This window comes from Veillonella denticariosi JCM 15641, from assembly GCF_002959855.1.
Taxonomy (GTDB): domain Bacteria; phylum Bacillota; class Negativicutes; order Veillonellales; family Veillonellaceae; genus Veillonella; species Veillonella denticariosi.
The window spans coordinates 152,461-172,700 of the sequence record NZ_PPDB01000007.1; the positions used below are offsets into that span (position 1 = coordinate 152,461).

The following is a 20,240-nucleotide window of genomic DNA, read 5'->3' on the forward strand; positions in this document are numbered from 1 at the left end:
GATAAAGTCGTTTATAATTAATATATTATTATATGACGAAGAGGAAGGGAATCCCTATGAACTGGAAAAAAGGAATCGCCTTGGTACTGACTGCGGCAGCTTTTATGGCCGTTACCGGGTGTGGTACAAATGGAACAAGTGATGGCGGTAATTACAAGGTAGGTGTGGTTCAACTTGTTGAACATCCTGCTTTGGATGCAGCCAATAAAGGCTTTGTCGATGCATTAAAGGAAAAAGGCTTAGATAGCAAGATTACCTTTGATCAACAAAATGCTCAAGCCGATCAATCAAATTTGAATACGATTGCTCAACGTTTTGTATCGGATCGTAAAAATCTGATTTTAGCGATTGCTACACCTGCGGCACAGACGATGGCTAATGCGACTCATGATATTCCGATTTTGGGGACGGCCATTACCGATTATGAAGCGGCAAAGCTCGTTAAATCAAATGAGCATCCGGGCGGCAATATATCCGGTACGAGTGATATGAACCCGGTAGAACAACAAGTTGATCTGATATTACAAGTCATGCCGAATGCGAAAACAATCGGTACCATTTATAGTTCCAGTGAAGTGAACTCTCAGATTCAAGTAGAGAAAATGAAGGCTTATGCTGCTACAAAAGGGATTAAGGTAGAAGAGGTTACGGTATCCACCGTAAACGATATTCAACAAGCGGCTCAAAACCTCGTATCTCAACATGTAGATGCGGTATATGTACCGACAGATAATGTGGTGGCATCTGCGATGAGTAATCTTGTCGCTATTACAGATCCTGCAAAGATCCCGGTTTTCGGTGGTGAAGATAATCATGTTAAAGGCGGAGCACTCATGTCCTTATCCGTGGATTATTATAAATTGGGATATCAAACGGGTTTGATGGCTGCAAAAATCTTAACCGGTGAAGCTAAAGTTGAAGATATGCCTATCGAAACGCAAAAAGAGTTTAAATTAGTTGTGAATAAAGACAAGTTGGAAAAATTGGGCATCACCTTACCAGAGGAATTGATGAACAAAGCATCTATGATTTAATACGCAACTGGTAAGGAGTAATGTTACATGAACTGGAAAAAAGGTATTGTAGTGGCCCTCAGCGCCATTACCGTAATGGCTATGGTCGCAGGTTGCGGTTCCAACACGGCATCCGGAGATCAAAAGAAAATCGGTGTTATTCAACTGGTAGAACATCCATCTCTTGATGCAGCAAATAAGGGCTTTATTGACGGCCTTGCCTCCAAAGGTTATAAGGATGGAGAAAATATCAAGATTGATCAACAAAATGCACAGGCCGATCAATCTAATTTAAATAGTATTGCACAGCGTTTTGTATCTGATAAAAATGATTTGGTGCTTGCCATTGCAACACCGGCGGCACAGACAATGGCTAATGCATCTCATGATATGCCGATTTTAGGAACAGCTATTACCGATTATGTGACGGCTAAGCTTGTTAAATCTAATGAACATCCCGGCGGTAATGTGTCGGGTACATCGGATATGACACCTGTAGAAAAAGAGGTGGATCTCATTGTAGCATTGGTACCGAATGTTAAACGAATCGGTGCTATCTACACATCTTCGGAAATCAATTCCCAGCTACAGGTGGAAAAAATGAAGGCTTATGCTGCGACAAAGGGGATAACTGTAGTAGAAGCGACGGTATCTAATGTTAACGATATTCAACAGGCGGCAACCAATCTCGTAAATCAGGATGTACAGGCCATTTATACGCCGACGGATAATGTAATCGCATCGGCGATGGCCAACTTGGCGCAAATTACGGATGCCGCAAAGATTCCTGTATTCGCTGCTGATGAAGGCATGACTATGACCGGTGGTGTGGCAACCTATTCTGTAGATTACTATCAATTAGGTTATCAGACGGGTTTGATGGCTGCAAAAATCTTGTCAGGAGAAGCTAAAATCGGGGATATGCCGGTTGAAACACAAAAGGAAATTAAATTAACTGTCAACGAAGAGCGTGCCAATAAATTGGGGATTACTATTCCGGAGGCACTTCGAAAAGATATGAAAAAATAGAGGAGATATTGATGTTTGATTTATTGGTAGGCACCATAACTCAAGGCCTTTTGTGGTCTTTATTAGCGATTGGTGTATTCATCACATTCCGCGTTCTTGATGTGGCGGACTTGACGGTGGAAGGAACGTTCCCTATGGGGGCGGCTATTTCAGCCATTTTGATTACCAATGGCATGAATCCGATTTTATCCATTTTAGTTGCCGGCATCGGTGGTATGGCGGCAGGTGCTGTAACAGGCTGGATTCATACAAAATTAAAAATACCTGCTCTCTTAGCCGGTATCTTAACGATGATCGCCTTATACTCCATTAATCTCCATATCATGGGCAAGGCTAATGTATCTTTACTTCGTATGGATACTGTGTATAGCATGCTCGGCGGTGTATTACATACACCGAATATGTGGTCTGCGGCCATTGTAGGGATTTTGGTGGCTATCGTTGTATGTCTGTTCTTATTCTGGTTTTTCGGTACTGAAATCGGTACGGCTCTTCGGGCGACCGGTGTAAATCCGCAAATGATTCGCGCTCAAGGTGTGAATACGGATAATATGATTGTCCTTGGTCTGTTGATATCCAACGGTTTTGTAGGTATATCCGGAGCCTTAATCGGCCAAGCGCAAGGGTTCGCCGATGTAGGGATGGGTATCGGTACAATCGTAATCGGCTTGGCATCTGTTATCATCGGTGAGGTCGTATTCGGTACAAAATCCTTTGTACAGAGTCTTATTGCCGTAGTGCTCGGATCTATCGTATACCGTATCGTAATTGCTACCGTCCTTTATCTCGGTATGCCGCCGAACGATTTGAAATTATTCACCGCTATTCTCGTGGCTATTGCGCTTTCGTTGCCTACATTGAAAGCCAAATGGCTGGCTCGCTAAGGAGGTTTCTATGTTAGAAGTAAAAAATATGGTAAAAACTTTCTTTAAGGGCACCATTAATGAAAAAACCGCTCTTCAGGGTATCAATCTTAGACTTGAAGAAGGTGATTTCTGTACGGTTATCGGTGGTAACGGTGCCGGTAAAAGTACGCTATTGAACTCTATTGCCGGAGTATTTCCCGTAGATGAGGGACAAATCACAATCAATGATATTGATGTGACGAAAATGGCTGAATATAAACGTGCTAAATATATCGGTCGCGTCTTTCAGGATCCGATGGTAGGAACTGCGGGCAATATGCAGATTGAAGAGAATTTGATTCTCGCCATGCGTCGCGGTAAAAGATTGGGCCTTAAGTGGGCTTTCAAAGACAGCGAACAGGCGTTTTTTAAAGAGCGACTCGCCCTACTTGGTCTCGGTTTAGAGGAACGGTTATCGGCTCGCATGGGGTTACTATCGGGTGGTCAGCGTCAATCGATTACCTTGTTGATGGCGACTATGCTTCGCCCGGAAATTTTGTTGCTCGATGAACATACGGCGGCACTTGATCCTAAGACAGCGGAAAATGTACTGCAGTTGACGGAAAAGCTCGTATCTGAACATAATTTGACAACCCTTATGATCACTCACAATATGCGCGATGCATTGCGTTTCGGTAATCGTCTCATCATGATGGATGCGGGTCGCATCATTTACGATGTAAAAGGGGAAGAAAAGAAAAAACTCACCGTTCAGGATCTTCTTGAAAAATTCGAAGTGGCCGGTGAAAATGCATTGAGCGATCGCATGGTTTTAGGAGCGAAATAGTTTTTCTTTACAACATCAGGCAGATACTGTATACTAAATAAAGTCATTAGACACATCGTAAGCGAAGTATTCGACTCTCCGACGGTTACTTAAGCTTAACGAGATTTTTATTTATAGGAGGTAACAGAAATGTTAACTACAGAAGCTAAATTAGCAATCATTAAAGAATATGCTACACATGAAGGTGACACAGGTTCTCCGGAAGTACAAATTGCGATTTTGACAAGCCGTATTCAGTACTTAACAGAACACTTGAAGGAACATAAAAAAGATCATCATTCCCGTCGTGGCTTGTTGAAACTTGTAGGTCAACGCCGTAATATGCTTGACTATCTTCGTCGCAAAGATATCGAACGTTATCGTTCCATTCTTGAAAGACTTGGTCTTCGTAAATAATAAAATTTGCCGTCCTCCGGGACGGCTTTTTTATTTATAACTCTGCAAATAAGCGGTACCAACAACTAAAGTCTTTAAATACATGGCTTATTTTTATATGATGATATATAATAATAAGGTATATGAAAAAGATGATTTATAGGAGGAATAGGAATGGAACAATTCCAAATGGACCTGGCCGGTCGTACGCTTACGATTGAGACTGGGGAACTTGCAAAACAAGCCGGCGGTGCCGTAATGGTTGGTTATGGAGATACACGTGTACTCGTGACCGCTACGGGTTCTAAAGAGGCGAAGGATATCGATTTCTTCCCGCTTACCGTAGACTATGAAGAAAAAATGTATGCTGTCGGTCGCTTGCCTGGAGGATTTATCAAACGTGAGGCACGTCCACCGGAATCCGCTATTTTGAATAGCCGTTTGATTGACCGTCCTATTCGTCCGCTATTTGATAAGGGTGTGCGCAATGAAGTGCATGTAGTGGCAACGGTTATGTCCGTAGATCACGACTGCGATCCTGCTATATGCGGTATGATCGGTGCATCTGCAGCACTTTCTATTTCTGATATTCCTTGGAACGGACCTATCGCAGGTGTTCGAATGGGACGTGTTAATGGAGAATTTGTTGTTAATCCGACTAAAGCTCAAGCTGATGAAAGCGATCTTAATATCGTTGTAGCCGGTACGAAGGATGCTATCCTCATGGTCGAAGGCGGTGCACAGGAGGTGCCGGAAGATATAATCCTCGAAGTTATCATGACCGCTCATGAAGAAATAAAAAAAATCGTAGCCTTCCAGGAGGATATTAAAGCTAAAGTCGGTAAGGAAAAACGCGTCTTTGAAAGTAAAGAAGTGCCTCAGGATATCGCTGATGCAGTACGTGCATACGGCCATGATAAATTAGATGCCGCTGTTCGTTGTGCTGATAAACAACAACGTGATACTCAAGAAGCGGAAGTTCGCTCCGACGTATTGGCTCATTTTGAAAGCATTTATCCGGATAATCTTTCTGACGTTAATAAAGCATTTGATGCGATGACGAAGGAAATTGTCCGTCATATGATCACCGTTGAAAAAATTCGTCCGGACGGTCGTAAGCTTGATGAAGTTCGTCCGATTTCCTGCCGTACAGGCGTATTGCCTCGTACACATGGCTCCGGATTATTTACACGCGGTCAAACTCAGGTATTGAATATTACAACAGTAGCACCTTTATCCGAAACACAAACTATCGACGGTCTTGGTGTTGAAACTGAAAAACGTTATATTCATCATTATAACTTCCCGTCCTTCTCCGTAGGGGAAACACGTTCCTCCCGCGGTCCTGGCCGTCGTGAAATCGGTCACGGTGCATTGGCTGAACGAGCATTGGTTCCTGTAATTCCTAGTGAAGAGGATTTCCCATATGCATTGCGTCTCGTATCTGAAGTATTGGAATCTAATGGTTCCAGTTCCATGGCGTCCGTATGCGGCTCCACATTATCCCTGATGGATGCCGGAGTGCCTATCAAGGCGCCTGTGGCCGGTATCGCTATGGGGCTTGTGACTCAAGGTGAACATTACACGATTTTAACAGATATTCAAGGTATGGAAGATGCTCTTGGCGACATGGACTTTAAGGTGGCCGGTACCGCTAAAGGGGTAACGGCAATCCAGATGGATATCAAGATTTCCGGCTTGTCCCGTGAGATTTTGCATGAAGCATTGGAACAGGCCCATAAAGGTCGTATGCATATTATGGGTATCATGCTTGATACTATCGCTGAACCGCGCAAACAAATGTCTCAATACGCACCGCGCATCATTACGATGAAAATCGACCCTGATAAGATTCGCGATGTTATCGGTACAGGCGGTAAAGTAATTCGCAGCATTATTGAAGAAACAGGTGCTAAGATCGATATTGAAGATGACGGTACCGTATTTATCGCATCCGTGGAACAAGAAGGGGCTGCGAAAGCGCAAGAAATCATTACGAACCTTACTAAAGAAGTGGAAGTAGGGGAAGTATATCTAGGAAAGGTAACACGTCTCATGGCATTCGGCGCTTTTGTAGAGGTATTGCCTGGTAAAGAAGGTCTTGTACATATTTCAAAATTAGCTAAGGAACGCGTTGAAAATGTAGAGGATGTTGTAAACGTTGGGGATGAAATCATGGTAAAAGTTATCGAAATTGATAAACAAGGCCGTGTTAACTTATCCCGTAAGGATTGTTTAAAGTAAGAGGTGTCTCATGGATATTCGCGGATTTGAGGTAGTAACTGCCTTTGAAGAACAAGATATCAATTTACCGACCCGTAAAACGACGGAAAGTGCAGGATATGATATAGAATGTGCTGAAGCCGTTACATTGGAACCGGGTGAAATAAAACTTGTGCCTACGGGTCTTAAGGCTTTTATGGCATATGATGAATACCTTGCTATTCATATCCGCTCCAGTATGGCCGTTAAGCGTCATTTGGCACTTGTGAACAGCACGGGCATTATCGACAGTGATTATTATAATAATGAGGACAATGAAGGTCATATTATGATTGCCCTCCTGAATTTTGGTCAAGAACCGATAACCCTTGAAAAAGGAGAACGCGTTGCTCAAGGCATATTCTCCAAATACCTTATTACCAATGATGACGATGCTACAGGTGTAAGAACCGGCGGTATCGGCAGTACGGGGACTATGTAAAGTCTATATGATTCATAATAAAATGGTGAAAGCCGCTCAACTTGGTTGGGCGGCTTTCATGTGTTATTATGACTTGTCTACAATTCTTTTTCATAATACTATATAATAATTCTTATAGAAGAAGAATTCGGGAGGCGTTATGAAACAGGAGTCAAAACAAAAAAGGAATATGAATACATCAATTATGGGAAATGATGTCGAATCAACACAGAATACTATGCACATACTGGATGAAAATAAAGTTCTAAAAAAGAGTTATGAGGATGTAGTGTATATTTCTCAGCCCTTTGGAGCCACTTCTCTAAATACATTAGCGGCACGAGCTTTATTATATGGATTGGAGCCTGTACCTTTAAAAAAGGCTCGCGTTCTTGAACTGGGCTGTTCTTTTGGGGGAAATATTATTTCTCAGGCTTTATATTATCCTGAAGCTTCCTTTACGGGTATCGATCTATCATCTTCGCAGATTGAGATGGGGAATGAATTGATTGCATCGATGGGGCTTTCCAATATACATTTGATTGAAAAAGATATTTTAGATATTGACGAATCCTTCGGTACTTTTGACTATATTATTGTACATGGGATTTGGTCGTGGGTTCCGGATATGGTAAAAGATAAGATTTTATCGATCTGTAATAAGAATTTATCCGATAAAGGTATTGCTTATGTATCATATAATACATATCCCGGATGGAAACGGTTAGAGCAATATCGAGAAATCATGCAGTACGCGGAGCAAAAAGCGCTAGAGATGCCGTTGATGGAGCGGACTTTATATACAAAGAACATATTGAAGCTTGTAGCCGATACGATGGGACTGGATAATCGGATGAGTCAGACGGCGAGTTATAAAATTGATAACATCCAAAAGGTATTGAGCTCTAATGATTATTATGTGGCTCATGAATATTTGGAGCCTTTTAATGATCCTGTATATGTACATGAATTTATAAAACGTGCCAATGATCAAGGTTGCGCGTATATAGGTGATGTGTTTCTTTCACGGTCTTATATAAGCTGGTTACCCGAGGATATTCATGATAATATAGCGCAATTGGCTAATGACGATTATATTGCTAAGGAACAGTATTATGATTATATTTATGATACGCAGTTCAGAATGTCCCTTTTGACGAAGGAAAAACGTAGTGAAGACATCATTCGTAATGAACGGGTCGGCATAGATGTATTATCAAGATTGTATTTTTGCAGTATTGTTAATGTAGGCATTCCTTCCAATATGACGGACAGCATCCATATTGCTATTAAAGAGGTTATGGACCGAGGGGATGTATTTACTGTTCAGGATATAGTGGATCATATACATGGAAAGCTGCCCGGATATACTATAGAAATGGACAGAGTGTACTCTCGTCTACTGTATTTGATCATCGTGGATAATCTTGATATGTATGCTGAACCATATGAAAGAATCGCTTTTGAGGATAATAAGGTATATATACCGCAAAGATTTATAGATTTTATTGCCACCATAGTGGAAAAAGAAGGCAGCTCCTATATCGGTATAGGGGATATGTACAATAAAGTGCAACAGGATATAGATAACGGTTTTCTTTTTATTATAAAGCAGATGGCGGAGCCTACGACAAAAGAAAAGATTCTTGCTATTATGGATGACAATATTACGGTTCAGCGTCATACGCAGGACGATATTGATTTTATCGTTCCTAATGAAGTGTATTTAGAGGAAATTTTACAACGTATCCGAATGCTCGGATTTTTACATAAAATAGAAGATTAGAGGTACATATGGCAATTAGTAAGGAAATACAGAAATCCAGTGAAATGAAATTTAACGGTAAGTTGATTCAAGTTACCTATGATATAGCCGATGTGAACGGCAAGGAGGCATGGCGTGAGGTTGTGCATCATCCGGGGGCCACGGCGATTGTGGCGGTTACAGAGGACAATAAGATCGTCATGGAGCGTCAATTCAGATATGCCTTGCAGCAGCCGCTACTGGAGGTACCTGCAGGAAAACTTGACCCCAATGAAGAACCCATTGTCTGCGCTAAGCGTGAACTGGCCGAGGAAACCGGGTATCGTGCGGCTCAGTGGATTCCGTTAGGAGCTATCGCTACGAGTCCGGGATTCTGCAATGAGGTACTACATTTATATCTTGCCAAGGATCTTATCATGGGGGAAACCAATTGGGATCCCGATGAATATGTGGAGCTGGAGTACTACACAGTACCGGAGTTGCTGGAGGCTATCAGAAATGAGAATATCAAGGATAGCAAGTCTTTGGCGGCACTCATGCTTGCTATGCCATACCTTAAGTAGTATCAAAAATATTTCGATTTACGTCAGATGGTTTTGCTGGTTCATGGTCATGATTCTTGACTGTAATTTATTATGAAATATTTACATTATATAGGGTAATGTATTTCATATGAGTTTAGGAGTACATATGTATAATCGGATTATTCTATTAGTGATGGACAGTGTCGGTGTGGGACATGCGGCCGATGCGATTAAATTCGGCGATGAAGGTTCGAATACATTGGGGCATATTGAATCTGCAGCGGGACCTATCCGCTGTCCGAATCTAAAAAGCTTGGGTTTAGCCCGTATTGCTGATATTTCAGAGTTCGATGAGCCTGTTGTCGGTGCTTACGGTCGTATGACCGAAATGAGTACCGGCAAAGATACGACAAGCGGACATTGGGAGATGATGGGGCATCCCGTGACGGTACCTTTCCCGACATTTTATGATGGCTTTCCGAAGCAATTGATGGATACTTTCACGAAGGAAACGGGTTATGAATTTCTGGGTAATGAGGTTGCATCCGGAACGGAAATTATTGAACGCCTCGGAGAAGAGCATATAAGAACAGGTAAACCGATCGTATATACATCGGCGGATTCGGTCTTTCAAATCGCTGCTCATGAGGATGTCATTCCATTAGAAGATTTGTATCGCATGTGTCAAATTACGCGCGATAAGGTGTGTATCGGTGATTATTATGTGGGGCGCATCATTGCGCGGCCTTTTGTCGGTACATCGGGACATTTTGTGCGCACCTCGAATCGCCATGATTACAGTCGCATGCCTGAAAAGAAAATGGTGCAACAAGCGTTACAAGACTTTAATATTCCGACAGTGGCAGTCGGCAAAATCGGCGATATTTATGCTCATGTCGGCTGGGATGAATCATATCCGACAAAGTCCAATGCTCATGGTATGAATGTGGTGCCGTATCTGTTGGGACGAAGTTTTATACGGGGGCTCATGATGGTTAACCTTGTTGAATTTGACAGCCTTTACGGTCATAGGCGCAATGTAGACGGGTATAAGCGTGCTATCGAAGATTTTGATTACCAATTGGGCGGCTTGTTAGATTTACTTAAGGATGATGATTTGCTCCTCATCACGGCAGATCATGGGAATGATCCGACTTGGAAAGGTACAGATCATACGAGAGAAATGGTGCCTTTGCTAGCTTATAGTCCAAGTATGAGTCATTCAGTAGCTTTGGGTGATAGACATAGTTTTGCGGACATAGGTGAAACAGTATTGCAAAATTTTAGATTACCACTATGGCATATTGGAAAATCATTTTTGGATGTTCTCAATTTGAAGTAATTTACCTGTGTAGAGTATAGGATAAAAGATGTTGATTTTAATGCCGATACAACTAGTAAATAACTAGCTGCATCGGCATTTTATTATTGTCTTTAGACTGGTTCGCGACTTAGTCGCGAATCATAAAACCACCCGCTATGCGGGTGCGGCAACGAAAGTTATACAAAAAAATCACCTTGCTTAAGTATAATGTAGGTGTTCAAGCCGCATTATATGCAAAAGAAAGATGATTTTATATGGCAACAAAGACACAGAGTCTTGCGCACACAAAATGGTTATGCAAATACCACATAGTATTTACACCTAAGTATAGACGTAAAGTTATATATAATCAATATAGAAATAGTTTACTTGAAATATTGAGGCGTTTATGTGAATATAAGGGCGTCAAGATTATAGAGGGGGAGCTCATGGCAGATCATGTGCATATGTTAGTATTAATCCCACCCAAAATAGCAGTTTCACCTTTTATGGGATATTTAAAAGGTAAAAGTGCACTTATGATGTTCGATAAACACGCAAACTTAAAGTATAAGTTTGGAAATAGACACTTTTGGTCCGAGGGATATTATGTTAGTACAGTAGGTCTAAATGAGGCTACAGTAAAGAAATATATACGTGAGCAAGAGTTACATGACCAAATGAAAGATAAACTTAGTGTAAAAGAATATGAGGACCCTTTTAAGGGTAGCAAGTAATACATATCCCCTTTAAGGGGAACGTTACGAGTCAATGGCTATGCGGATTGAACGTAGTGAAAGCCAGCGCCTTTAGACGCTGGCCTAGTACTACGGGCTTATAGCCCGTGAGCAAACCACCCGTTTTACGGGTGGTTCTGATTTACTTTTACGTTTGACATCACTATATTGAACTTAAGGCCTATAAATGGGTCCAGTCTTAGCTAATCTTATAGAGATTGGCGGTGAGGTTTCCATCAACTGAATCATCAGTATGATATAATATTAAATGTTTACTAAGTTATGTATTTGAAAGGAGGAAAATATAATGCAACAATCATGGAAAATTGCATTTGCCTACATAGGTGTTATTGTAGGTGCAGGACTCTCGAGTGGACAAGATCTTCTACAATATTTTATAAGTTTTGGCCAAATAGGTCTCATTGGTGTTCTATTACTAGGTCTATTAAATGCCGCATTTGGTAAAATCATGCTTACTTTGGGGAGCTACTATCGTGCAGACAATCATGAAGAAGTTTTTACACAGATTTCCCATCCTATTATTACAAGAATACTTGATTTTGTACTAATCTCTGGTAGCTTTATTATGGGATTTGTTATGATTGCTGGCGCAGGCTCAAACTTAGAACAACAATTTGGATTCCCTTTTTGGATTGGTGGATTAATTTGCTCACTTTTAATCATAACCGTATCATTTATGAACTTTGACAAAATAACCAATATTTTAGGTGTTTTTACTCCTATCATGATTGTTATGATATTCATCATTACAGGCTACTCTTTTATTGGTAAAAGTCATGATTGGACTACATTAGAGGCTATAGCCCACACAATCAAACCAGCCACAAGCAATGTATGGTTTTCTGTCCTTAATTATTATGCTCTATGTGCTATGACAGCTGTTTCTATGGCCTTTATTTTAGGTGGTTCTGTTGTTCGTATTGGTATTGCTGAAAAAGGTGGCACTCGTGGCGGCCTATTAGTCGGATTAGTTGTTTTTATAGCTGCTATCTCTATTTTTGCAAATCTAGATACAGTAAAAGATGCAGATTTGCCGATTCTTGCTATTGCCAATCAAATTCATCCTTGGCTAGCATATATATGCAATCACAGTCTTTTCACTTATTTTTAATACAGCATTCTCTCTTTTTTATTCTATTGCTAGACGTTTTGCCAACGGCAGCACAAAAAGAATGAGAATTATTATTATTTCTGTAGTAATCATAGGATATATATGTAGTTTCTTTGGTTTTAAAGATTTGATTAGTATCCTCTACCCAATTCTCGGTTATATGGGACTATTACTCCTAATTATTCTTATTTATGGCTGGCTCCGTGATCGTAAAGATATTATTATGGAAAAACTCTTCCGAAGAAAGATGCTCCATTTATCATTAAAAAAACATAGTCCTCACAAAAATCTTTCAGAAAAAGAACGTGAACTATTCCATACATTAGGTGATATTAGTCAAGCAGATACAAAATCTCTTAAAGAAGATATTCATAATGAAGCAAAAGAAATACTTTCAAATACGGAAACAGTTCAAGAGCTAAAAGACTATGTGGAAGAGCATCTCTTAATAGACGAAGAGGTTATACATCAAAATATCAATATTCTACAAGAACAACAGGAAGAATCAAAATCAACTGAATCTTCTAAAGATAGACCTATCAAAAAGTCCAATATAAATAACAATGAAGTAAAATGAATAACGAGGAAATAATGACAGATGTGGAATTAGAAATTATACTAAAAGCTGGAAAAATATTACTTAGCAGTGGCGCCGAAATCAGTCGTACAGAGGATACTATGAATTACATAGCAAGAGCTATGAATTTTAAAGATTTAGAAGCCTACGTATCAAATAGAGGCATTTTTGCAACTGCTAAGAAAGATGATAATACTGAAATTACTCGTATTTATAATGTTCCTGAAGTCGATATTAACCTCAGCAAAATTGAATCAGTTAACGCGCTCTCTCGACGCATTACACAGAAGAGCATTACTATTGAAGAGGTTATAAATGAACTTGAAAAAATTGATACTATGCCTGACTATTTAATTTTTTGGAGATTAGTAGCTTATACAATAGGAGCTTCTGGCTTTAGCTATGCAATTGGTAGTTCAATAACAGACTCTATAATTGCAGGTATTATAGGCTTAATATTAGGCGCCTATATGTGCACGATTAAAAGAATACTTAACTCAGATGTATTAATCACTATTTTAGGTAGTATTCTTATCGCCTTATTTGGGAATCTTTTCATACACTTTAATATAGGATCTAATCTTTCTGTAATACTACTAGGAGCTATGATTGACATTGTTCCTGGAGTTCCATTTGTTAATGCTATCAGGGAGTATAGTCAAAATAATTATAATACTGGAATAACACTCATGATGGGAGCTTTACTTACCTGTATCTCCATGGCTGTAGGGGTCGCAGTAGTACAATCACTACTCTTCAACACACAAATAATTCCCCTTTATACATCTAATTTAGATTCTAATTCATTCACTTCTATGTTCATGAGAAGTATAATGGCTGGCATTGGTACGACAGCATTTGCAATCCTATTTCGTGTACGAAAACAACATATTCTAGATACTTCAATATTAGGATTTATTTCATGGTTCTTATTCTTAACTTTATCTGAACTACAATTTAATGTTATGCTTTCAATATTTATCAGTGGTTTTATCATCGCCATAGCATCCAGAATATTGGCTGTTAAACGGAAATGCCCTGCTATAGTTTTCCTAATGACTAGCTTATTCCCTTTACTACCAGGCCTCAGCTTTTATCGATCCATTTATTATATGCTAATGGGACAAGAAACTATTGCCATTAGCTTCGCAAAAGAATCCTTTTTGATAGCTTTTACAATTGCTATATCTATCGCAATTGTAAAATATATAAAACCACCACTAATCCAAAAAAACACTTATAAATAATATAACCCTATAACAAATTCATGTAAATTAAAGCATTTACAACGTAATTTCCAAATCTATTACCTGTAAAAATATAATATATGTTACGTTTATGAGGCGGTACTTTCACATAGATGCGCCATCAAAACTGTATTCCCTTTGGGTAAAAGCATTCTGTAATAGTTTACTAACTATATAATTTACTTGCACAATAAAAGAGGTTCCTATAAATCACTACTGTGACCATTAGAAACCTCTTTTATTTATAACTATATTGTGCTAATTAGATATCACTTATTTATAACTAAACTGTGCATCCATAATCATTTGGCGCAACTGCTCCATACGAACACCTTCAGGTAACTTATGTCGATAAAACTGTAAATTATAGTAGTATCGAGTATCTTCATAATCTGTCACCAATACCATATCCGTGCGATACTCTAATGGCCACCCATACATAAATTCAGCTAGTAAACTACGTACGCCATCATTGTTGACCTCTATTACATCATGCTTAACAGGCAATACCATCTTAACTGTAGACTCTGGAATCGTTCTATTTTTAAAAATCTTCTTAACCTCTTTATCTAAGGATGCGCTACCATTATCAATAGATCTAACCTTTACATGCATAAATACCCCATTAGAGGTTCTAAACACCCTACCATCAATGTCCTTCGTTTCCCCCTGCGTTTCAATAGCATCCTTTAATATGCGGAATTGATACGGTCCATAAAACTTTGTATCTGTAATAGCATCTAACTCCGCATCATATTGGCGATTATGTACATTCGTAACATGTATAAAAGGCTTTATATCGTTAGCTTGTGAAAGCATCGATACAGCTAAACACAAACCTAGACTAAGTAATGTAATATAACGTTTCATACACACATCCCCCATTGAACACTAATATAACTGTATTGTAACATAATAAGAATACGTCGATGAAAATAATTACAAAAATCAGAACCACCCGTAAAACGGGTGGTTCTGATTTTTTGGAGTAATTTTTAAAGGCCGGAGAAAATGTGTTGCAAAAAGACTAAAAGCTATACCTTATTATAGAGAATATCTAGTCTTGTGGTTGTTATTTCTGATGATGTAACAAGATTTTCTAAAAAATTTTAAAAAATATTGACACACATGGATGCGTGTATTATACTTACATCAACAGGTGAAAGAATTCACTAACATGTAGAACAGAAAGACTTAGATTCTCACAGCAATTCTTTAACATTTTACAATTAAAAAGATGAGGATAGAATCTAGTATAATTTCATAGTTATCGTTCATAAACGATTTATAAGGTTAGACACAAGCAGCAAATTCCTATTGATTAAATTAAAAGAGTAATGATAGAGCCCATTTAGTCTCGTATATCGTGTCTAGTTAGCCTTAGCCTCGATGAGGTTAGTAATTGTATTGAACTTTGTATTGTAACCGCTCATGGTTATCTTGTTTATTTTGCTTTCAAAATTTACGTTGTGATAATCCGCAGCGGTTTTTTATATACCAAGGAGATATGAACTATGAATACATTTATGGACGCATTAACAACAAATGAAAAATCCTATACCGGTAATGGTGGAACGGCGTATCGCACGAGTGGTAGTACTCTCGTAGACCTAAATTTTTCCGTTCCTTCTTTGCGTAATGCAGCAATTAATTTCTATGATAAAAGTAAAAGCCAATCCTATTTTTATGGAGAGTCACATAAGATGGAAGCAGTTGACGCATTGCGTTTATTTATTACATCTTATGAGGAAGATCCTTTTTATACCATGAAGTGGCTTATGTATGCACGCCACATTAAGCTTGGTCTTGGTGAACGCGATGCATTTCGTATGATGCTCACTAAAATCGGTGATTTGTATCCAGAAATGGCTTTGCAATTTATCATTGGTACTGAGCTGTGGAATTATGGTCGTTGGGATGATGTATTGCGTATCTATTTTGATACGACTAGTGATGTTCTTCATGACGGATTGGGGAAACTAATTAGGAATCAATTTAGTTATGATGTGATAGGCTGTGGTCTTGGCGATTCTATTAGCCTTCTAGCAAAATGGATGCCTTCCTAAATCATGACGAGGAACGTCGTAAGATTTATCTTGCATCCTTGAAAAAGGGTGATAGATCTGTTAGGATTAATGCTAATTCTATGTTCCTTTACGATATTGTTCATGCCTATACGAATCCCAATGGCTGGGTAGATACCATTAAAGAAGAGGATCCTACACTAGAAGAGTTGTGGAAGGTTCAAGAGCCACCCAAAGCGTATGATGATATATTGATCATACGAGATGGGTCAAGCTCTATGTGGCAACCAGTAGCAGGCAATAACTCTGTAACGGCCCTTAGTGTGGGCGATTCCATTGCATTATATTGTACAGAGCATAATAGGAATCGAGTTTTCAAAAATCGATTTATTACGTTTAGCAGTAATCCTGAAATTGTTGATATTTCAATGTGTGAGTCATTGCATGATAAATTAAGACGATTACGTAGATTCGATGATTTTCGCACTACGGATATTGAGGCTACCTTTGATTTGATTCTAGATACGGCTATTAAGTATCATATGCGTCAAGAGGATTTACCTAAGACGTGTCTTATCATTTCGGACATGCAATTTGATCAAGCTAGGGTTCATAGTGATACGGTTACCGTAATGGAAATGTGTCGTAAGAAATTTGAAGACTGTGGTTATAGTATGCCACGCCTTATTTTTGGAATGTGTCTCTTTATGCGCACAATACAATACCTGTACAATCACATTCAAGCGGTGTCATTCTCGTGTCAGGATTCTCTAAATCCATCGTTGATATGGTCGTATCTGGAGAACTTGATCCTGAACGAGCATTAAAGGCAGAGTTAGATGCTAAGTGTAGTATTGTTGATACTGTATTAAAAGACTATGTTACCCATAAGGTAGCATAGTCTTTATTGATGATTTAAATACCGCAATACATAGTAATTTGAAGTAATCACTATGTATTGCGGTAATTTTGTATACAAAATTTCAAACATATACAGGAAATTTATGTAGTTATGTGGAAATATATAAATATACATGAATACACCCATGATTGTAAGTACGAGAGGAGGAATCATTATGAGAGAACAAGTACAAGGTAGTGTATGGGACAAAGTATTCAAGATTTCAGAACGGGGCTCATCCGTATCAAGAGAGTTATTTGCGGGGGCCACCACATTTCTTTGTGTTTTTTATGTATTAGCCGTAAATCCGGCTATTCTTGGCGCTGCAGGTATGGATGTAGGTGCCGTATTCACGGCGACTGCCGTGAGTGCCATCATCATGACTTTATTGTTGGCTCTGTATAGCAATATGCCGTTTGCAGGATTATCCGGTATGGGTATCAATGCGTTTTTTGCTTATACTATAGTAGTCCAGATGGGGCATAGTTTTGCCTTTGCTTTGACGGCCCAATTAATTGCCGGCTTGGCATTTTTACTGATTGCGGTTACACCGTTAAAAGAATATCTGTTCAATGCTATACCGCATACGATTAAACTGGCGGTAACGGCGGGCATCGGATTGTTTATCGCTCTAATCGGTCTCAGCAGTGCAGGACTTATTGTCAGCAATCCTGCCACCATTGTGAGCATTGGCGATTTACAAGCTCCATCCAGCCTAGTATCTATATTGGGAATTGTATTGATTGCCGTTTTTACGGGTCGTAATGTAAAAGGTGGAATCTTTCTGGCTGTTATCATTGCCGCGGTTGTAGGATTTTTCTGCGGTATTACCCAATTGCCGGATACGGTGGTTTCCGTGCCGCCGTCTTTGACACCGATTTGGTTTCATTATGATTTGAGCGAACTTTTGTCTGTGGATATGGTGTTTGTGGCCTTTACATTCTTATTCGTCAACTTATTTAATGTGGTCGGTGTATTGATTGGTCTTACAAATCAAGCTGAGGTACCTCAGGAGAAACAGATGAGTGTTCAGAGTTCCTGTATGAAAGTATCCGCTTTAGGCACTATCATCGGTAGTGCACTAGGTACATCGCCTCATATCGTGGCTGTTGAATCGGCTGCGGGTATCGCAGAGGGGGGACGTACGGGGCTGACCGCGTTAACCATTGCGGGACTTTTTATAGCATCCTTATTCCTGGCACCGTTACTTATGGTTATTCCTGTGGCGGCTACAGCGCCGGTACTTATCGTGGTAGGTCTATTTATGATGGCATCCGTTAAGGACATCGATTTCGGTGATATTTCGGAAGGACTACCGGCATTTTTGACAATTATTATGATGCCATTTGCTTACTCCATAGGTGTGGGTATCGAATGGGGGCTCATCAGTTATGTTTTGATTAAAGTGTTGACCGGTAAGTATCGAGACATTTCCGGTGTCATGTATTTCTTGGCGCTCATTTTCGTTTTGAAAGAAGTCTTTATGTAGGGAGGACCCTTATATGATACAATTCAATGCAAAAATTTCTCGACAGGCACAGGGGTTGGATAAGGCTCCTGTCGTATTGAAGGGGGCATCTGTTTTAAATGTATTTACCGATGAATGGGTAAAAGCGGATATTGCGATTCATGATGACACGATTATAGGTGTAGGAACATATACCGGTGAAACAGAATATGATTACAGCGATAAATATATTGTGCCCGGATTTATAGACAGTCATCTCCATCTGGAATCCACCTTGGTGAATCCGAAAGAACTCGTATTTGAGGCCTCTCAAGTGGGAACGTTAGGATTTATTGTAGACCCTCATGAAGCCGGTAATGTAGCGGGTATTGCCGGTATTGAGTATATGATTAATGAAACTGCTACTGCTCAGGGGGATGTATATGTTATGGCGCCATCCTGTGTACCTGCTGTACCCGGAGAGGATAACGGCGCCATACTGGATGGCGATGAATTACATAGATTACAGAGCAATTCTCGCATCTTAGGTTTAGGGGAGGTCATGGATTGTTATAGTGTTATTAATGCTGATCCGTATATGCTTAAGAAGCTGGATTACTTTAAGAATACCGTTATGGATGGTCATATAATCGGACTTTCACCACAGCAGCTTGCAAGTTATCGATTAGCGGGGATTACGACAAATCATGAATGTATCTCTTATGATGAGGCTAAAGAACAAGTCAGAAACGGTATTTATGTATGGATTCGTGAAGGTAGTGCCGCTCATAATCTAGACTCTATTGTAAAAGGGATTATAGGGGAGCAGGCGAATACGGAACGATATGGATTCTGTACGGATGATAAACATATTGAGGATATTCGTTCCGAAGGACATATCAGCTATAATATTCGTCGCTCTATCGAGTTAGGGCTCAAACCTATTGAGGCATATAAAATGGCTTCTACACATCCGGCATCATGTTACGGATTAAAAAATTTAGGTGCAGTTGCGCCCGGTTATAGCGCCAATCTGGTAATCCTCAATGATGAGCAACGCGTGGATATTCACGAGGTGTTCTATAAAGGGAAACCGATTGAACGCGTTCCCGTAAGAGAAGAAAAGGTTGTGCCGGAGGAATTACTGCATACCATTAATATCGGTGCTTTCACAAAGGATAAATTAGATATTTCCGTTGAAGGGCCTCAATCGATTATTAATATTGTTCCCGGGCAGATTGTAACGAAGAAAACGATGGAAGACGTACCTTCAGAAAATGGATTATTCGTGCCTAATGATGCATTTAACAAGATTACCTGTATAGAACGGTATAAGGCGACCGGGCGAAATGGTGTAGGCATCTTGAAGGGGTTTAACCTAAAGAACGGTGCCATTGCCACATCCTTTGCACATGATTCACATAATCTGATCGTCGTCGGAGATAATGATGCGGATATGATGATTGCTATCGATAGAATTCGTGAAATCGGCGGCGGATATGTTATTACCGGCAGAGAAAAGGTAATCGAAGAGTTGCCTTTGGAAGTTATGGGGCTCATCACAAATCGTCCGCATGAAGAGGTGGATACAAAGGTGGCCAAAATGAAGGAAATCGCCTATTCCATGGGCGTGCCTAAAACATTGGATCCGTTCATTAATCTCAGCTTCTTAGCGTTGACGGTGATACCTGAAATTCGAATCACCACAACGGGAGTAATGGAGTTTTAAGGGTTATACATATTTTGAAGGTATAGCTTTAAGGTAAAGAATAAAAAGACAGCCTCACAGAA

General features: G+C 39.7%; 19 protein-coding genes. 18 read left to right on the plus strand and 1 reads right to left on the minus strand.

Annotated features, from left to right (window positions below; all coding sequences use genetic code 11):
* Window positions 1–56 precede the first annotated feature (56 nt).
* From VEHSUH05_RS06200 to VEHSUH05_RS06260, 14 genes are all read left to right on the plus strand, one after another.
* On the plus strand, window positions 57–1,034 hold the full coding sequence (locus tag VEHSUH05_RS06200) for an ABC transporter substrate-binding protein (RefSeq protein WP_038114693.1): 978 nt from the start codon (window positions 57–59) through the stop codon (window positions 1,032–1,034).
* 27 nt (window positions 1,035–1,061) lie between these two features.
* Window positions 1,062–2,042 (plus strand): ABC transporter substrate-binding protein, encoded by a 981-nt coding sequence (locus tag VEHSUH05_RS06205; protein ID WP_105091067.1) that lies wholly within the window; start codon window positions 1,062–1,064, stop codon window positions 2,040–2,042.
* Window positions 2,043–2,053: 11 nt separating this feature from the next.
* Complete coding sequence (locus tag VEHSUH05_RS06210; protein ID WP_038114699.1) at window positions 2,054–2,926, plus strand: ABC transporter permease; 873 nt, start codon at window positions 2,054–2,056, stop codon at window positions 2,924–2,926.
* A 10-nt stretch (window positions 2,927–2,936) separates the two neighbouring features.
* Window positions 2,937–3,734 (plus strand): ABC transporter ATP-binding protein, encoded by a 798-nt coding sequence (locus VEHSUH05_RS06215; RefSeq protein WP_038114701.1) that lies wholly within the window; start codon window positions 2,937–2,939, stop codon window positions 3,732–3,734.
* 129 nt (window positions 3,735–3,863) lie between these two features.
* Complete coding sequence (gene rpsO / locus VEHSUH05_RS06220; protein WP_038114703.1) at window positions 3,864–4,130, plus strand: 30S ribosomal protein S15; 267 nt, start codon at window positions 3,864–3,866, stop codon at window positions 4,128–4,130.
* Between the two features lie 153 nt (window positions 4,131–4,283).
* The gene (locus VEHSUH05_RS06225) at window positions 4,284–6,353 is read left to right on the plus strand and encodes a polyribonucleotide nucleotidyltransferase (protein WP_038114705.1); all 2,070 of its coding nucleotides are present in this window, start codon (window positions 4,284–4,286) and stop codon (window positions 6,351–6,353) included.
* A gap of 10 nt (window positions 6,354–6,363) precedes the next feature.
* The gene (gene dut, locus VEHSUH05_RS06230; protein WP_038114706.1) at window positions 6,364–6,813 is read left to right on the plus strand and encodes a dUTP diphosphatase; all 450 of its coding nucleotides are present in this window, start codon (window positions 6,364–6,366) and stop codon (window positions 6,811–6,813) included.
* A gap of 139 nt (window positions 6,814–6,952) precedes the next feature.
* Window positions 6,953–8,578, plus strand: coding sequence for a class I SAM-dependent methyltransferase (locus tag VEHSUH05_RS06235; protein WP_105091068.1), 1,626 nt, complete (start codon window positions 6,953–6,955; stop codon window positions 8,576–8,578).
* A gap of 8 nt (window positions 8,579–8,586) precedes the next feature.
* Window positions 8,587–9,120 carry an NUDIX hydrolase gene (locus VEHSUH05_RS06240; protein WP_038114710.1) on the plus strand — a complete coding sequence of 178 codons (534 nt, stop codon included), beginning with the start codon at window positions 8,587–8,589 and terminating at the stop codon, window positions 9,118–9,120.
* A 127-nt stretch (window positions 9,121–9,247) separates the two neighbouring features.
* Window positions 9,248–10,423, plus strand: coding sequence for a phosphopentomutase (locus VEHSUH05_RS06245; protein WP_105091069.1), 1,176 nt, complete (start codon window positions 9,248–9,250; stop codon window positions 10,421–10,423).
* A gap of 236 nt (window positions 10,424–10,659) precedes the next feature.
* A complete protein-coding gene (tnpA, locus tag VEHSUH05_RS06250) occupies window positions 10,660–11,121 on the plus strand; it encodes an IS200/IS605 family transposase (RefSeq protein ID WP_105091070.1) in 462 nt (153 codons plus the stop codon).
* A gap of 307 nt (window positions 11,122–11,428) precedes the next feature.
* Window positions 11,429–12,253, plus strand: coding sequence for a YkvI family membrane protein (locus tag VEHSUH05_RS09415; protein WP_245875939.1), 825 nt, complete (start codon window positions 11,429–11,431; stop codon window positions 12,251–12,253).
* 61 nt (window positions 12,254–12,314) lie between these two features.
* Window positions 12,315–12,830 (plus strand): hypothetical protein, encoded by a 516-nt coding sequence (locus VEHSUH05_RS09420; protein ID WP_245875940.1) that lies wholly within the window; start codon window positions 12,315–12,317, stop codon window positions 12,828–12,830.
* A gap of 14 nt (window positions 12,831–12,844) precedes the next feature.
* The gene (locus tag VEHSUH05_RS06260; protein WP_105091391.1) at window positions 12,845–14,077 is read left to right on the plus strand and encodes a threonine/serine exporter family protein; all 1,233 of its coding nucleotides are present in this window, start codon (window positions 12,845–12,847) and stop codon (window positions 14,075–14,077) included.
* A gap of 273 nt (window positions 14,078–14,350) precedes the next feature.
* Here the strand turns inward: VEHSUH05_RS06260 and VEHSUH05_RS06265 are convergent, their stop codons facing one another.
* Window positions 14,351–14,947, minus strand: coding sequence for a hypothetical protein (locus VEHSUH05_RS06265; protein WP_105091071.1), 597 nt, complete (start codon window positions 14,945–14,947; stop codon window positions 14,351–14,353).
* 644 nt (window positions 14,948–15,591) lie between these two features.
* Here VEHSUH05_RS06265 and VEHSUH05_RS09425 point away from each other — a divergent pair.
* From VEHSUH05_RS09425 to ade, 4 genes are all read left to right on the plus strand, one after another.
* Window positions 15,592–16,143: a hypothetical protein gene (locus VEHSUH05_RS09425; protein ID WP_245875941.1), complete on the plus strand. Its 552-nt coding sequence runs from the start codon at window positions 15,592–15,594 to the stop codon at window positions 16,141–16,143.
* On the plus strand, window positions 16,128–16,928 hold the full coding sequence (locus tag VEHSUH05_RS09430) for a DUF7788 domain-containing protein (RefSeq protein WP_245875942.1): 801 nt from the start codon (window positions 16,128–16,130) through the stop codon (window positions 16,926–16,928). Before VEHSUH05_RS09425 ends, VEHSUH05_RS09430 begins: the two co-directional genes overlap by 16 nt.
* A 249-nt stretch (window positions 16,929–17,177) precedes the next feature.
* A complete protein-coding gene (locus tag VEHSUH05_RS06275; RefSeq protein WP_245875943.1) occupies window positions 17,178–18,491 on the plus strand; it encodes an NCS2 family permease in 1,314 nt (437 codons plus the stop codon).
* A 13-nt stretch (window positions 18,492–18,504) separates the two neighbouring features.
* The gene (ade, locus tag VEHSUH05_RS06280) at window positions 18,505–20,178 is read left to right on the plus strand and encodes an adenine deaminase (RefSeq protein ID WP_105091073.1); all 1,674 of its coding nucleotides are present in this window, start codon (window positions 18,505–18,507) and stop codon (window positions 20,176–20,178) included.
* The last annotated feature ends 62 nt before the right edge of the window (window positions 20,179–20,240 follow it).

Excerpts from the sequence above, each read along its gene's own strand:
- VEHSUH05_RS06200 (WP_038114693.1), top strand. The coding sequence starts at position 57 with ATGAACTGGAAAAAAGGAATCGCCTTGGTACTGACTGCGGCAGCTTTT.
- VEHSUH05_RS06205 (WP_105091067.1), top strand. The coding sequence starts at position 1,062 with ATGAACTGGAAAAAAGGTATTGTAGTGGCCCTCAGCGCCATTACCGTA.
- VEHSUH05_RS06210 (WP_038114699.1), top strand. The coding sequence starts at position 2,054 with ATGTTTGATTTATTGGTAGGCACCATAACTCAAGGCCTTTTGTGGTCT.
- VEHSUH05_RS06215 (WP_038114701.1), top strand. The coding sequence starts at position 2,937 with ATGTTAGAAGTAAAAAATATGGTAAAAACTTTCTTTAAGGGCACCATT.
- rpsO (WP_038114703.1), top strand. The coding sequence starts at position 3,864 with ATGTTAACTACAGAAGCTAAATTAGCAATCATTAAAGAATATGCTACA.
- VEHSUH05_RS06225 (WP_038114705.1), top strand. The coding sequence starts at position 4,284 with ATGGAACAATTCCAAATGGACCTGGCCGGTCGTACGCTTACGATTGAG.
- dut (WP_038114706.1), top strand. The coding sequence starts at position 6,364 with ATGGATATTCGCGGATTTGAGGTAGTAACTGCCTTTGAAGAACAAGAT.
- VEHSUH05_RS06235 (WP_105091068.1), top strand. The coding sequence starts at position 6,953 with ATGAAACAGGAGTCAAAACAAAAAAGGAATATGAATACATCAATTATG.
- VEHSUH05_RS06240 (WP_038114710.1), top strand. The coding sequence starts at position 8,587 with ATGGCAATTAGTAAGGAAATACAGAAATCCAGTGAAATGAAATTTAAC.
- VEHSUH05_RS06245 (WP_105091069.1), top strand. The coding sequence starts at position 9,248 with ATGTATAATCGGATTATTCTATTAGTGATGGACAGTGTCGGTGTGGGA.
- tnpA (WP_105091070.1), top strand. The coding sequence starts at position 10,660 with ATGGCAACAAAGACACAGAGTCTTGCGCACACAAAATGGTTATGCAAA.
- VEHSUH05_RS09415 (WP_245875939.1), top strand. The coding sequence starts at position 11,429 with ATGCAACAATCATGGAAAATTGCATTTGCCTACATAGGTGTTATTGTA.
- VEHSUH05_RS09420 (WP_245875940.1), top strand. The coding sequence starts at position 12,315 with ATGAGAATTATTATTATTTCTGTAGTAATCATAGGATATATATGTAGT.
- VEHSUH05_RS06260 (WP_105091391.1), top strand. The coding sequence starts at position 12,845 with ATGACAGATGTGGAATTAGAAATTATACTAAAAGCTGGAAAAATATTA.
- VEHSUH05_RS06265 (WP_105091071.1), bottom strand. The coding sequence starts at position 14,947 with ATGAAACGTTATATTACATTACTTAGTCTAGGTTTGTGTTTAGCTGTA.
- VEHSUH05_RS09425 (WP_245875941.1), top strand. The coding sequence starts at position 15,592 with ATGAATACATTTATGGACGCATTAACAACAAATGAAAAATCCTATACC.
- VEHSUH05_RS09430 (WP_245875942.1), top strand. The coding sequence starts at position 16,128 with ATGGATGCCTTCCTAAATCATGACGAGGAACGTCGTAAGATTTATCTT.
- VEHSUH05_RS06275 (WP_245875943.1), top strand. The coding sequence starts at position 17,178 with ATGAGAGAACAAGTACAAGGTAGTGTATGGGACAAAGTATTCAAGATT.
- ade (WP_105091073.1), top strand. The coding sequence starts at position 18,505 with ATGATACAATTCAATGCAAAAATTTCTCGACAGGCACAGGGGTTGGAT.